This window comes from Duganella sp. Leaf61, assembly GCF_001421905.1.
Taxonomy (GTDB): domain Bacteria; phylum Pseudomonadota; class Gammaproteobacteria; order Burkholderiales; family Burkholderiaceae_D; genus Rugamonas; species Rugamonas zoogloeoides.
The window spans coordinates 172,790-185,422 of record NZ_LMLM01000023.1; the positions used below are offsets into that span (position 1 = coordinate 172,790).

General features: G+C 63.2%; 14 protein-coding genes. 6 read left to right on the top strand and 8 right to left on the bottom strand.

Annotated features, from left to right (window positions below):
- Positions 1–11: 11 nt before the first annotated feature.
- The 5 genes from ASF04_RS13825 to ASF04_RS13845 form a co-directional block, all read right to left on the bottom strand.
- Positions 12–617 carry a glutathione peroxidase gene (locus ASF04_RS13825; RefSeq protein WP_056142595.1) on the bottom strand — a complete coding sequence of 202 codons (606 nt, stop codon included), beginning with the start codon at positions 615–617 and terminating at the stop codon, positions 12–14.
- A 73-nt stretch (positions 618–690) separates the two neighbouring features.
- Positions 691–2,148 (bottom strand): NADP-dependent succinate-semialdehyde dehydrogenase, encoded by a 1,458-nt coding sequence (gabD, locus tag ASF04_RS13830; RefSeq protein ID WP_056142598.1) that lies wholly within the window; start codon positions 2,146–2,148, stop codon positions 691–693.
- A 49-nt stretch (positions 2,149–2,197) separates the two neighbouring features.
- Positions 2,198–3,040 carry a PPK2 family polyphosphate kinase gene (locus tag ASF04_RS13835; RefSeq protein ID WP_056142600.1) on the bottom strand — a complete coding sequence of 281 codons (843 nt, stop codon included), beginning with the start codon at positions 3,038–3,040 and terminating at the stop codon, positions 2,198–2,200.
- 35 nt (positions 3,041–3,075) lie between these two features.
- On the bottom strand, positions 3,076–4,686 hold the full coding sequence (locus ASF04_RS13840; protein ID WP_056142603.1) for an NAD(P)/FAD-dependent oxidoreductase: 1,611 nt from the start codon (positions 4,684–4,686) through the stop codon (positions 3,076–3,078).
- On the bottom strand, positions 4,686–6,197 hold the full coding sequence (locus ASF04_RS13845) for a polyamine aminopropyltransferase (RefSeq protein WP_056142608.1): 1,512 nt from the start codon (positions 6,195–6,197) through the stop codon (positions 4,686–4,688). The genes ASF04_RS13840 and ASF04_RS13845 overlap by 1 nt, the downstream gene beginning before the upstream one ends.
- A gap of 82 nt (positions 6,198–6,279) precedes the next feature.
- Between ASF04_RS13845 and ASF04_RS13850 the strand changes: the two genes are divergently transcribed.
- From ASF04_RS13850 to speD, 5 genes are read left to right on the top strand one after another with little or no spacing between them, the layout of a single operon-like run.
- Entirely contained in the window at positions 6,280–6,666 is a 387-nt protein-coding gene (locus ASF04_RS13850; protein WP_056142611.1) for a DUF350 domain-containing protein, read from the top strand.
- A 20-nt stretch (positions 6,667–6,686) separates the two neighbouring features.
- Positions 6,687–7,727 (top strand): SPFH domain-containing protein, encoded by a 1,041-nt coding sequence (locus tag ASF04_RS13855; protein ID WP_056142614.1) that lies wholly within the window; start codon positions 6,687–6,689, stop codon positions 7,725–7,727.
- 14 nt (positions 7,728–7,741) lie between these two features.
- On the top strand, positions 7,742–9,208 hold the full coding sequence (locus ASF04_RS13860) for a DUF4178 domain-containing protein (protein WP_056142617.1): 1,467 nt from the start codon (positions 7,742–7,744) through the stop codon (positions 9,206–9,208).
- Positions 9,205–9,381, top strand: coding sequence for a hypothetical protein (locus ASF04_RS27845; protein WP_019924033.1), 177 nt, complete (start codon positions 9,205–9,207; stop codon positions 9,379–9,381). Before ASF04_RS13860 ends, ASF04_RS27845 begins: the two co-directional genes overlap by 4 nt.
- A gap of 41 nt (positions 9,382–9,422) precedes the next feature.
- Entirely contained in the window at positions 9,423–9,836 is a 414-nt protein-coding gene (gene speD / locus ASF04_RS13865) for an adenosylmethionine decarboxylase (RefSeq protein ID WP_373922143.1), read from the top strand.
- Here the strand turns inward: speD and ASF04_RS13870 are convergent.
- Complete coding sequence (locus tag ASF04_RS13870; protein WP_056142621.1) at positions 9,803–10,495, bottom strand: CPBP family intramembrane glutamic endopeptidase; 693 nt, start codon at positions 10,493–10,495, stop codon at positions 9,803–9,805. The genes speD and ASF04_RS13870 overlap by 34 nt on opposite strands.
- A 62-nt stretch (positions 10,496–10,557) precedes the next feature.
- Complete coding sequence (locus ASF04_RS13875) at positions 10,558–11,172, bottom strand: glutathione S-transferase family protein (protein WP_056142623.1); 615 nt, start codon at positions 11,170–11,172, stop codon at positions 10,558–10,560.
- A 76-nt stretch (positions 11,173–11,248) separates the two neighbouring features.
- On the opposite strand from ASF04_RS13875, the gene ASF04_RS13880 reads away from it, so the two are divergent.
- Complete coding sequence (locus ASF04_RS13880; RefSeq protein WP_056142625.1) at positions 11,249–12,076, top strand: AraC family transcriptional regulator; 828 nt, start codon at positions 11,249–11,251, stop codon at positions 12,074–12,076.
- 3 nt (positions 12,077–12,079) lie between these two features.
- On the opposite strand, the gene ASF04_RS13885 is transcribed toward ASF04_RS13880, so the two are convergent.
- Entirely contained in the window at positions 12,080–12,562 is a 483-nt protein-coding gene (locus ASF04_RS13885; RefSeq protein WP_056142627.1) for a type II toxin-antitoxin system VapC family toxin, read from the bottom strand.
- Positions 12,563–12,633 lie beyond the last annotated feature (71 nt).

The window sequence follows — 12,633 nt, forward strand, 5'->3', positions numbered from 1 at the left end:
CCACCGGTCGGTCAGGACGCCAGCGCTTTTTCGACGGCGCCAACCAGCTGCTTGTCTTCGGGCGTGATCTTGCTGCCGAAGTTGGTCAGCACCTTGCCGTCGCGGCCGATCAGGTATTTGTGGAAGTTCCACGCCGGGGCCTTGCCGGTGGCCTTGATCAAATCGGCGTACAGCGGGTTCGGATTTTTACCGGACACCACTGTCTTGGCAAACATCGGGAACTTGACGCCATAGGTGTTGTAGCAGAAGTCGGCGATTTCCTTGGCGCTGCCCGGTTCCTGCTGGCCGAAATCGTTCGACGGGAAGCCCAGCACCACCAGGCCCTTGCTGCCGTACTTGGCGTACAGCGCTTCCAGGCCCTCGTACTGCTTGGTGAAACCGCAGTAGCTGGCGGTATTGACCACCAGGATCACCTTGCCCGCGTACTGGCACAGGTCCTGCGGTGCCTCGTCCTGCAGGCGCTTGAAGTTCTGCCTGAGGATGGCGGGGCAGCTGGCCGGCGCCACGGTGGCGGCAGGCGCTGCGGCGGCAGCGGCGGGCGCCTGGGCCAAGGCGGAGGCAGCCGCCAGCAGGGTCAGGGACGAGGCAGCGCACAATTGGGCAAGGATCTTGGACATGGTGGAGTGGGCAAGAATGAAAGAAAATTCATTCTATGCCAAATGCCCGCCCCTTGTCCGACTGCTGTGCAATTTACGCGATACCGCCGAGGCACACGTATTTCACGACCAGGTAGTCGTCGATGCCAAGGTGCGAACCTTCGCGGCCCAGGCCCGATTGCTTGACGCCGCCGAACGGTGCGATTTCGTTCGAAATCAAACCGGTGTTGACGCCGACCATGCCGCTTTCCAGGCCCTCGGACACGCGCCAGATGCGGCCCACGTCGCGCGCATAGAAATAACTGGCCAGGCCGAATTCGGTATCGTTGGCCAGCGCGATCGCCTCTTCCTCGGTTTTAAAGCGGAACAGCGGCGCCATCGGGCCGAAGGTTTCCTCGCGTGCGACCAGCATGGCGCTGGTGACGTCGGCCAGCACGGTGGGTTCAAAAAAGCTGTGGCCCAGCGCATGGCGCTTGCCGCCGGTGAGCACGCGCGCGCCCTTGTCCAGCGCGTCGGCAATGTGCTGCTCGACCTTTTCCACGGCCTTGGCATCGATCAGCGGCCCTTGCGTGACGCCTTCCTCGACGCCATTGCCCACCTTGAGCTTGTCCACGGCCGCCACCAGTTTTTCGGCAAAGGCGTCGTACACGCTATCGTGCACATACAGGCGGTTGGCGCACACGCAGGTCTGGCCGGCGTTGCGGTACTTCGAGGCGATCGCGCCTTCTACCGCCGCATCGAGGTCGGCATCGTCGAACACGATGAACGGCGCATTGCCGCCCAGCTCCAGCGACAGCTTCTTGATGGTGGGCGCGCTCTGCTCCATCAGCAGGCGGCCGATGTCGGTGGAGCCGGTAAATGTCAGCTTGCGCACGATGGGATTCGAGGTCATTTCACCACCGACGTCGCCGGACTTGCCGGTGACCACGCTGAACACGCCGGCCGGCACGCCGGCGCGTGCGGCCAGTTCGGCCAGCGCCAGCGCGGAAAACGGCGTGGCCTGGGCCGGTTTGAGCACCATCGGGCAGCCCGCCGCCAAGGCAGGTCCGGCCTTGCGGGTGATCATGGCGATCGGGAAGTTCCACGGCGTGATGGCGGCGCACACGCCGATCGGCTCGCGCGTGACCAGGATGCGCTGGCCGGCAGACGGCGACGCCAGCGTCTCGCCGGCCACGCGCTTGGCCTGCTCGCCAAACCACTCGATGAACGATGCGCCATAGGCCACCTCGCCGCGCGACTCGGTCAATGGTTTGCCCTGCTCGGCCGTCATCAACAGCGCCAGGTCGTCGGTGTTTGCCAGGATCAGGTCATTCCACTTGCGCAGGATGAGCGCGCGTTCGCGCGCAGTCTTCTTGCGCCAGGCGGGCCAGGCGGCGTTGGCGGCCTCGATGGCGCGCCGGGTTTCGGCTGCCCCCATGACCGGCACGGTGCCGATCTGTTCGCCGGTAGCGGGATTTGTCACTGCTACGGTGGCGCCATTGTCGGCATCAACCCACTGGCCGTTAATGTGCGCCTGCTGACGCAGCAGCGAAGGATCTTTCAGTTGCAGCATCGTGGTTCTCCTCAAAAAACCACTATGCCACAGCCGAAAAAATCGTGACTTACACGACGGTGAACGAGGACAGGTCCGGGTGCGGCGGCGGATACTGGAGGTTCATGCCTTCCAGGGTTTCGAGCAGCAGGCTGGCAATGGCCAGGTTGCGGTGCACCTTGGAATCGGCCGGCACGATGTACCACGGCGCGTAGTCGGTATTGGTCTCGCGGATCGCCTGCTCGTATGCCTTGACGTAGTCGTCCCACTTCTTGCGCTGCTCGATATCGTTGGGATCGAACTTCCACTGTTTATCCGGGTCGTCGAGCCGCTCCTGCAGACGCTCGCGCTGCTCTTCGTGCGAGATATGCAGGAATACCTTGATGATCACGGTGCCGGTTTCTGTCAGCATGCGCTCGAAGTCGCGGATGTGAGCATAGCGGCGCTGGCACTCGTCGTCGTCGATCATGCCCTGCACGCGGGTGATCAGGACGTCCTCGTAGTGGCTGCGGTTGAAGATGGCGATCTCGCCCTTGACCGGCACCTGCTGGTGCACGCGCCATAAATAATCGTGCGCCAGTTCCGCATCGGTGGGCGCCTTGAAGGCCACCGCGCGCACGCCCATCGGATTGACGCCGCTAAATAGCGCGCGCACCAGGCCATCCTTGCCGGAGGTATCCATGCCCTGCAACACCAGCAACACCTTGTGCTCGCGCAACGCATACAGGCGGTCCTGCAGGTCCGAGATGCGGTCGATCAGGCCGGCCGTGCGTTCGTTGTCGAGCGCCTTGGCTTTCGACTTGCTCAAGTCGGGATTGGCGGCGCGGCTGGAGAACACGCTGTTGCCGGCGTCTTCGTCGAGCAGCTTGGGCTTTTCTGGGGCGAGAAAGCGCTTGCGGGCGTCGTGGGTCATGGAGTGTCTTATGTTTTTGTCGAAAGACGAGCTTATCACTTTGCCGCCAGCGTCGCCGCCCGATACCCCCACCATGCCGCTTCCTCGAATACCGAAAACCCCGACAAATCGGCATGCGCGAACAGGATGCTGCCATCGGCCTCGCGCAGCGCCTTCATGCCGGCATTGCTGCGGAAGTTCGGCCACGGCACGCTCATCGCATGGCCGCGCAAGGTGATGTCCACCCGCTCCACGCATGCTGCAAACTGCGCACCGTACGCGGTTTTCAGATCGGCGCTGGCCAGCGCCAGCAGTTCCTCCGGGCTGGCCGCCACCATCCAGCGCCGCGCATTCACCGCCTTGCGGTCCGACAGCGCCACGTAGGAACTGAACACGGTTTTTTCGGGCGGGCGCACGCGGATGTCCTGGTGGGTGGAGACGACAAAACCGAGTCCCGGCTCGCTATAGACCACGTTATCCCAGGACAGCGGCTGGCCGGGCAGCTCGTCGGGAAAACGCTTGAGCAGGAAATTGGCCACCAGCCACGGCGCATATTCCGGAATGTGCCGGGCCGGATCGAAACCATAGCCGGCGATGTTTTCCACCACGCGCGCGGCCACGTAGGTCGGCATGGCGCAGATGGCCTTGCGGGCGCGCACCAGGTACGTGGTCGGCTTGCCGGCCTCTAACCGGAAGCACAGCGCCTCGACACCGGTAGCGGTTTTCCTGAGCGAGATGCAGGTGCCGGTATGGCGCTTGATGCCTGACGACCGCTCCATGCCGCGCACCAACGGCTGCAAGCCGCCGGGCCAGGTCAGCCAGGTGCCGTCATTGGCATTGGCGGCCTTGCCCCAGCGGCTGCAATAGTAGTGCAGTCCGGCCCATGCCGATACCTGGTCGTAGCGGGTACCGTAATCGTCGCGGCAGCAGTAGTTCAGGTACCAGTGCAAGGTGGGCGCGCGGTAGCCGTTCTGTGCCAGCCACGCTTTGAGCGTGATGCGGTCGAGCGCCGTCCATACCGGATCTTCCGACGACATCACGGTCGGGAAGACGAACACGCGGCGGCCGTCGGCGCCATGCAGCTGGCGCAGGCGCGCCACTTCCTTGAAGAAGCGTGCGTGTTCGTCGAGCTCCCACTGCGGCACACCCTCGGTGGGCATGAAGCCTTCCTGCCAGTGGCCGTCGTGCAGCAGCCGCTCTTCCGGCGCGTGCAGGATGAAGCGCTCATCGTAATATGGCTCGTCGCCGAAGGCGTCCTTTTGAATGATGTCCAGGTCGGCCAGGATTTCGCGCACGTGCACCGACTCGGGCGACGGCAGCGGCAGGTAGTGGGCGCCGGTCGGGTATTCGAGGTCGCCGAAGGCGCCGCCGGCAGCGTTGCCATACGCTTGCGGGCCGTCGATCATCAGCATGTCGGTCTTGCCGAGCTTATTGAGCTTCCAGGCGGCGGTGAGGCCCGCCACGCCGGAGCCGAGGATGGCGATGTCGGTGGTGATCACCTCCGATGGCGGCGGCAATGCCTTGCGATCGCGCAGAAAATGGCCCTCGTCGCGGCCCGGGTAGTGCAGCACCGGCGTGATCTCCTGCCAGCGCTGGAAACCGGCCACGCTGCCGGCGGCGGCCAGGCCGGCCATGCCGCCCCATACAAGGAAGGATCGACGCAACATTAGCGGATCACCCGGCGCCAGTCTTGCTCGAACTCGTGCACCAGCGACTGCGTGTTGAGGCGATTGGGCGCCATCGGCAATGGCTGCATATCGGGCGGGAAGATGAACATTTCGCGCGTGGTTGCTTCGTTCAGGTAGCGCATCGGCAGCCGGTAACTGGTCGGCGGCGTGTAGTCGGCCTGCGGGCTGGCCAGCACAAAACCCCATTCGCCGAACGACGGCACGTAGGCGTGATACGGCGAGGTTTTCATGCCCACTTCGCGCAGCGTGGCGTCGATGGTCCAGTAGGCGTGCGGTGCAAAAAACGGCGACGTCGATTGCACCGACATCAGGCCATTGGCGGCCAGGTGTTTTTTCAGGATGCCGTAGAACGGCACCGAGTACAGCTTGCCTAGCGCAAAGCTCGACGGATCGGGGAAGTCGACAATCACCGCGTCGAACATGTCGTCGTTTTGCTGGAGCCAGATCGCCGCATCGGCATTGACCACGCGTACCCGCTTGTCGGTGAGCGCGCCGTGATTGAGCTTGACCAGTTCCGCGCGGGTGGCAAACGCGCCGGTCATGGCCGGATCGAGATCGACCAGCGTGACGTGCTCGATATTTTTGTAGCGCAGGATTTCGCGCAGCGCCAGGCCGTCGCCGCCGCCCAGCACCAGCACGCGTTTCGCCCATGGCAGCGGTTCGAGCACCGGGTGCACCAGCGCCTCGTGGTAGCGGTATTCGTCGCGCGACGAGAACTGCAAATTGCCGTTGATGTAGAGGCGCAGATCGTCCTTCCAGCGCGTGACCACCAGCCGCTGGTACGGCGTGGTGGTGGCAAACACGATTTCATCGCCGAACAGGCCATGCTCGCCCCAGTAGGTCAGGCGGTCGGCCGAAATGAACCCGCACACCAGCAGGAAAAACACGGCGCTCGCGCGCAGCATGCGGCCGGTGACGTTGGTGAGCTCTGTGCGAAACACCCGAATTGTCCACAGGGCCACGCCCACGTTGAGCATGCCGAACACAAAGCCGCTGCGCACCAGTCCCAGCTTGGGCGCCATCACCAGCGGGAACAGCAGCGACACGGCCAGCGCACCCAGGTAGTCGAACGTGAGCACACGGCTGACCAGTTCACTGAAGTCGGTCTGGCGCGCGTTGAGCGCGCGCATCACCAGCGGCACTTCCATGCCCACGAACGCGCCGACCAGAAACACCATCGTGTAGAGCATGGCGCGAAACGGCGCGGCGCTCCACGAAAACGTCAGGAACAGCACCGCAGCCGACACGCCGCCCACCAGTCCCACCGCCAGTTCGATATCGACGAAGCGCGCCATCACGTCCTCGTCGCGCACGTACTTGGAAAAGTGTGCGCCCACGCCCATGGCAAACAGGTAGCAGCCGATAATGGTGGAAAACTGCAGCACCGAGTCGCCGAGCAGGTAGCTGGCCAGGGCGCCGGCGATCAGTTCATACGCCAGGCCGCACGACGCGACCACAAACACGGACAAGATCAGGATTTTTTTGTTCATTGCGCTTCTTTTGGCCTTTTTATGCACTACCATGCTGCTTCGTTAGCAATTTCGCCATCACTTTAACCTGCGAGAGCGCGCCGTGCCAGCTATCCTCAATTATCTGATCCATCTTTTACTGGCAGCCACGCTGCTGGCCGTGTTCTTTGCCGCGTACACGCGCATGACGCCGTACAACGAGGTGCTCTTGATCCGCCAGGGCAACCAGGCCGCCGCCTTGTCGCTGGGCGGCGCCTTGATCGGCTTTTCGATCACTGTTGGTTCGGCGCTGATGCACACGCTCGGCTACCAGCAGTTCTTCGCCTGGGCGTTCGGCGCGATGGTCGTGCAGATGCTGGCCTACGCCATCACCACGCGCGTGCTGAACATGGCCAAGGACCAGATCGAGGGCAACAACACGGCGTTCGGCGGCCTGCTGGGCGCGATCGCCATTTCCATCGGCGTCATCAACGGCGCCTGCATTTCCTGACATTTGAACGGAGGTCCACCATGGGTATCGGCAGCTTTATCAAGAAGCAGTTTATCGACGTACTGCAATGGAACGAGGAAGTGGACGGCGTGCTGGCCTGGCGCTTCCCGATGCAGGACCAGGAAATCCAGAACGGCGGCGTACTGGTCGTGCGCGAGTCGCAGATGGCGGTATTCGTCAACGAGGGGCAAATCGCCGATGTCTTCGGCCCCGGCACCCACAAGCTCACCACGCAAACCCTGCCGCTGCTGACCAACCTGAAAAACTGGGACAAGCTGTTCGATTCGCCGTTCAAGTCGGATGTCTATTTTTTCAGCACGCGCGTGCAGACCGGCCGCAAATGGGGCACGCCGCAGCCGATCACGATCCGCGACAAGGACTTCGACATGATCCGCGTGCGCGCCTTTGGCATGTACTCGTACCGCGTCAGCGATCCGCGCCAGTTCTTCAAGGAGATCAGCGGCACGCGCGACATCTACACCCGCGAACAGGTCGAAGAGCAGTTGCGCGGCATCCTGATGTCGTCCATGGCCAGCTCGCTGGGCAGTTCCAACGTACCGTTCCTCGACATGGCCGCGAACCAGGCGCTGATGGCGCAGCAGGTCAAGGGCGATCTGCTCGAAGCGTTCGGCCGCTATGGCATCGGCCTCGATGAATTCAACGTCGCCAGCGTGAGCCTGCCCGAGGAACTGCAAACCGCGCTCGACGACCGCATCTCGGCCGGCATGAAGGGCGGCCTCTCGGCCGACAAGATGACCGGTTTTACCCGCTACCAGACCGCCACCGCGATTCCGCTGGCCGCGCAGAACGAAGGTGGACTGGCCGGCATTGGCGCTGGCCTCGGCGCCGGCATGACGGTGGGCCAGGCCATGGGTACTGCGATGGGGGCGTCGATGGCGCCCGCCGCTGCTCCCGCTGCGGCGCCGGCTGCCGCAGCACCGGCCGACGACTCGATCGAAGCGCGCCTGCAAAAGCTCAAGGGCCTGCTCGACAAGGGCCTGATTTCGGCTGCCGACTACGACAGCACCAAGGCCGAGCTGCTGAAAAAACTGATCGGCTAACTACCTAGAACCACATGCAAATCGTCTCCTGTCCCAGCTGCGGCGCGGAAGTCAAATTCCGCTCGCACGCGTCGGTGGTGGCCGTGTGCGAGTACTGCGCCACCACCGTGCTCAAAGACGCCGACACGGTCAAGTACTTCGGCAAGATGTCGGCGGTGCTGGAAGACTATTCGCCGATCCAGATCGGCACCGCCGGCGTGCTGGCCGGCCGGCCGTTCACGGCCATCGGCCGCATCCAGCTGCGCTATGCGGCCGGCATGTGGAACGAGTGGTATCTGCTGTTCGACGACGGCGCCACGTCGTGGCTCGGCGACTCCTCCGGCCTGTACACGATCACCGCCGAATTCAAGGGCGATGCCCGCCTGCCGGCGTTCGAACAGCTGCAACCGGGTCGCAACTACGACATCAACGGCGCGCCCTACACGGCTGCCGAAATCCGCGTGGCCGATTGCGTCGGTGGCCAGGGCGAGCTGCCGTTCCGCGTGGGCGACGGCTATCAATCCAAAGTGGCCGATTTCCGCCGTGGTAAAGAATTCATCACGCTCGATTATTCCGACGGCGCCCCGGTGGTGTACACCGGCGCGGCCGTCACGCTCGACAGCCTGCAACCGCAGTTGCTGCGCGACGAAGACACCATCCTGCGCGCGGCCGGCCGCTATCGCGGCAAACTGGCCACCCTCGATTGCCCGTCGTGCGGCAGCGCCATCAAGTACCTGCCCGGCGTGACTACCACCCTGGTCTGCGCGGCCTGCCAGGCGCAGATCGACGCCACCAGTCCCAAGGCGCAGGTGCTTGCCGCCGGCGAACAGGTAGCCAGGGTGGCGACCACCATTGAACTCGGCGCCACCGCGAAGATCAATCAACAGGACTTCACCATCATCGGCGTAATGCGCCGCGCCGATGACGAAGGCACCGAGTGGACCGAGTACCTGCTGTACGGCGCCCGCGCCGGCTTTTCGTGGCTGGTGGAGACCGACGAAGGCTGGTCCGGCGCCACCGTCATGGCCGAGTGGCCGCTGCAGTACCAGCCCGGCGCGGACAACGTGGTGATCGACCGCGTGCGCTACGAGAGCCTGTACGAATACGGTTCAACCGTCACCTGGGCCGCCGGCGCCTTCAACTGGCGCGTGGCTGTCGGCGATGTCACCCACGTGGAGGAATACGAAGCTGGCCAGATCAAGCTGGCGCGCGAGACGACCGAACACGAAATGACGTGGTCGCGCTCCGCCCCCGTGCCGGCCGACCAGATGCGCGCATGGTTTGGCGCCCAGTTCCACGGCAAGGTCAACGCCACCGGCGGCGCCAAGCCGTTCGCGCGCAACCGCCACCGCGATGCGGCCAAGTACATCATCATGTTCATGCTGGTGGTGAATGCCTTGCCGATGCTGATGAATTTTTCATCGACCTGGTACCTGAGCGCCCTGGGCGCGCTGGCCATTTATTTGCCGGCCACCTTCCTCGATAACAACGACAAGCCATGAGCAAATTTTTCCTGTACGCCGTCATCGTCACCCTGGCCACTTCAGGCGCCTCGTGGGTGCGCGCCGTCTCGGGCGACCGCGACAAGTCCAATTATCGCGGCAGCACCTGGAGCTCGTTCGGCGGTGGCGGCGGCAGCTATGGCAATGGCTCCGGTGGCGGAGGCCACAAGTGAAGCGCGAGGCGCTACCGGCCAGCGTGCCATACATCGCCATCGTGCCGGTACCAGCTGCGCACGCAGCGGCGACTGCGACTGCGGCGCTCAAGCACCGCCCGACCGGCACCCACGTGCTGGCCGATCTCGGTGGCATCGCTGCTGAAAAACTGTGCAGCTGCGCATCGCTCGAAGCCCTGCTGCGCGCGGCCGCCGAAGCGGCCAACGCGCGCGTGCTGCACAGCCACTTTCACGGTTTCGGCGACGGCCAGGGCGTGACCGGCGTGGTGTTGCTGGCCGAGTCGCATATCTCGATCCACACCTGGCCCGAGTGCGGCTTTGCTGCGGCCGACATCTTCATGTGCGGCGATGCGCGGCCGGAGTTAGCGCTTGCTATCGTGGTGCAGGCCTTGCAACCGACTGCACACAGCGTGCAGTCGATCTATCGGTCACCGCCCGCCGTCCGGTTGCCATAGCGGCGCAGCAACGCCGGCAAAAAGATGATGGTCGAGTCGATCAGCGCGTGCGTGATCATGCACGCGACCAGGTCGCGCGTGACAAGATAGAGACCGGTGAGCAGCACGCCGCCGAACAGCACACCCACCAGGTGGCCCGCCGACCAGCCACCCAGGTGCGCCAGCACGAACACCAATAACGGCATCGCTGCCGCCACCCAGACGTTGCCGGTCAACTCTTGCAGTCGTTCGATCGGATAACCGCGAAACAGGATTTCCTCGGTGATGGCAGCCGTGATCACGGCCGCGTAGCGGAACCACAGCGGCATGTCGGTCAGGCGCTTGAGACCCTGGGCCGAACTTTCCGGCATCGCGCTGCGCCCGCGCTGCAAAGCCAGGTGCAGCGACAGCACGGTCAAGGTGACCATGGTCAGGCCGATCAGGACGCCGGCGGCCCAGGCGCCGTAGTGGCCGCCTTCGATGCCGATGCTGGCCAGCGACCTGCATTCCCAGAACAGGACAATCGCCACCACCGCCAGCGCCAGGCCCCACATCGACGACAAATGAAACGCGGCCTTGATCGGCGCGTGCTTGTTGCGTGACTTGATGAGCGCTAACACCGACGTGCCGCCGAGCGCAACGAGCAAGCCGGCCAGGGTGGCAACGGAAACTGCGATCATCGACAACTTTCAGACTGGACGGGCGCCGATCATGGCATGTGCTGCCGCAGAAATCAACGGCATCAATCAGGCTGGGCGGCAGCGAGTTCCTGGTCCTTCTGTTGCGCGGTTTGAATCGCCGCACGCGCCTTCACCCGTGCGACATAGTCGATGATTTCGTCGCGCCTGGGCAGCTTGGTCATCCAGGCCAGCGACGTCCCCCACAGCACGTCGAGCGCGGTGAACCGGTCGCCGAGCATCCACGGACCGCGCCCCAGCTGCGCGACCAGGGTGTTGAACACATCGTCGAAGTCGCCATAGCCGTTCATGGCCTTGTCGACCTCCGCGCGCTGCATCCAGTTGTCGATCAGCGCCGGCTCGAAGCAGCTGCCATAGAACGCCATCCAGCGCAGGTAAGGGCCGCGCAGCGGATCGCCGATCGGCGGCGCCAGGTTGGCAGCCGGGAACAGGTCCGCCAGGTAGAGATAAATCGCCACCTGCTCGGTGACCAGTGCACCGTTGTGCTCGATGGCGGGCACCTTGCCCATCGGGTTGATCGCCAGGTAGGCCGGCGCGCGGTTTTCGCCGCGCTTCATGTTCATGACGTGCAGCGCATGGGGTGCTTGCAGTTCCTCGAGCAGCGCGAGCACGCCGGTCGAACGCGAGTTGGGGCAGTGATGAAAAATCAGTTGGTCCATGATGATCTCCTGGTGAAAACCTGACGATAGCTGCTGCTAAGATGGCAGTCTTGGAAAAACGCGCAGACTTGAACCAATGACGACGACACCGCTGGCACTGCAAGACCGCTACAAGGGCGTGGTCAACCCGGCTGCCGTGGGCCAGCGCTTCCGCCTCGAGCGCTATGCCGCTCCGCCCGACCTGGCGCCGTACATCGAGTGGTACTGGATGGTCACATGGGATTTGCCGCCCGGGGTAGTGCACGTACAACGCACCCTGCCCTCGCCATGCATCCAGGTCGTGTTTGACCGCGGCCGCAGCGCGGTGTTCGGGGTGATGACGGGATCTTTTGAATACACCCTGACCGGCAAGGGCGCCGTGCTGGGCGCACGCTTTCGCCCGGGTGCATTTCGCGGCTTTTTAAAACGTGCGGTGCAAAACATCACCAACCAGCAAATGCCGGTCTCGGCAGTGTTTGGCGGCGCTGATGAAGAACATGAACGCAGCGTGCTCGATGCCGCCGACGCCGGCGATGACCCAGCCATGGTCGCAGCCGCCAACGCGATTTTCCGCCGTGCGCTGCCGGCGCAGCCGGACCCTGGCATTGAACGGGTTGCAAAGACCATGGAACTGATCAGGCAGCATTCCGGAATAACCCAGGTTGCACAACTGGCGGAGCGCCTGGGCACCAGCGTGCGCGCCTTGCAGACGCTGTTTCGCGACTACGTGGGCGCCGCGCCCAAGTGGGTCATCCGCCGCAACCGCCTGCTCGACGCCGCCGACCAGCTGGGCAACGGCGACGACATCGACCTTTCCACGCTGGCGCAGAATCTTGGCTACTACGACCAGGCGCATTTCACGTCGGATTTCGAAGAACTGGTGGGCAAGCCGCCAGCGCATTACCGTGAGAGCTGCAAATCCTGACGTTCAGGACGTCCGCTTTCTGGAAGAAGTCTTTTTTCGATCGGAAGCTGCCGAAGCTGGAGGTTCGGGTGAGCGAACATTGACGATACGCGTCAATGTTAATGTCTCAATTTCATATGGCACCCGAACGTTAGGGCCCTTGAAGTCTTTTGTATTCCGAGTAATAACGGTAAGGTTGTACACCTGTGCAGTTGCTTTGATAATTGCGTCCATCAAGGCGATTTTTGGCCCTTGCCGGATACCTTCTGTACGTATCCTGGCGGCGGTAGTCATAATGGCATCATCAATGCGGATGATTTCAAAATCACCGTTACTAAATAGCAGCTCAAACCTGTCTTCTTCATCCGGCTTGATATTGGCGCGAACCTCCATCCAGGACACGACACTAATAGCAGGCTCATCCCAATATGTCAGCTCGTCGCGCGCCTCTCCGATCCCGTTGAGGTAATCGATAATAATGTTGCTGTCGAAAAGGACTAGCGCCATTCTTCCCGCATCATCCGTTGGTATTCCAAACCGTCTTTAGGAATATCCGTGCGATCTTTCCAAATGCCCGC

What these genes read in the sequence shown, in the direction of transcription:
- gabD (WP_056142598.1), bottom strand. Translation starts at nt 2,148, where the DNA reads ATGCTGCAACTGAAAGATCCTTCGCTGCTGCGTCAGCAGGCGCACATT.
- ASF04_RS13870 (WP_056142621.1), bottom strand. Translation starts at nt 10,495, where the DNA reads ATGATCGCAGTTTCCGTTGCCACCCTGGCCGGCTTGCTCGTTGCGCTC.
- ASF04_RS13860 (WP_056142617.1), top strand. Translation starts at nt 7,742, where the DNA reads ATGCAAATCGTCTCCTGTCCCAGCTGCGGCGCGGAAGTCAAATTCCGC.
- ASF04_RS13875 (WP_056142623.1), bottom strand. Translation starts at nt 11,172, where the DNA reads ATGGACCAACTGATTTTTCATCACTGCCCCAACTCGCGTTCGACCGGC.
- ASF04_RS13835 (WP_056142600.1), bottom strand. Translation starts at nt 3,040, where the DNA reads ATGACCCACGACGCCCGCAAGCGCTTTCTCGCCCCAGAAAAGCCCAAG.
- ASF04_RS13885 (WP_056142627.1), bottom strand. Translation starts at nt 12,562, where the DNA reads ATGGCGCTAGTCCTTTTCGACAGCAACATTATTATCGATTACCTCAAC.
- ASF04_RS13825 (WP_056142595.1), bottom strand. Translation starts at nt 617, where the DNA reads ATGTCCAAGATCCTTGCCCAATTGTGCGCTGCCTCGTCCCTGACCCTG.
- ASF04_RS13845 (WP_056142608.1), bottom strand. Translation starts at nt 6,197, where the DNA reads ATGAACAAAAAAATCCTGATCTTGTCCGTGTTTGTGGTCGCGTCGTGC.
- ASF04_RS13840 (WP_056142603.1), bottom strand. Translation starts at nt 4,686, where the DNA reads ATGTTGCGTCGATCCTTCCTTGTATGGGGCGGCATGGCCGGCCTGGCC.
- ASF04_RS13880 (WP_056142625.1), top strand. Translation starts at nt 11,249, where the DNA reads ATGACGACGACACCGCTGGCACTGCAAGACCGCTACAAGGGCGTGGTC.
- ASF04_RS27845 (WP_019924033.1), top strand. Translation starts at nt 9,205, where the DNA reads ATGAGCAAATTTTTCCTGTACGCCGTCATCGTCACCCTGGCCACTTCA.
- ASF04_RS13855 (WP_056142614.1), top strand. Translation starts at nt 6,687, where the DNA reads ATGGGTATCGGCAGCTTTATCAAGAAGCAGTTTATCGACGTACTGCAA.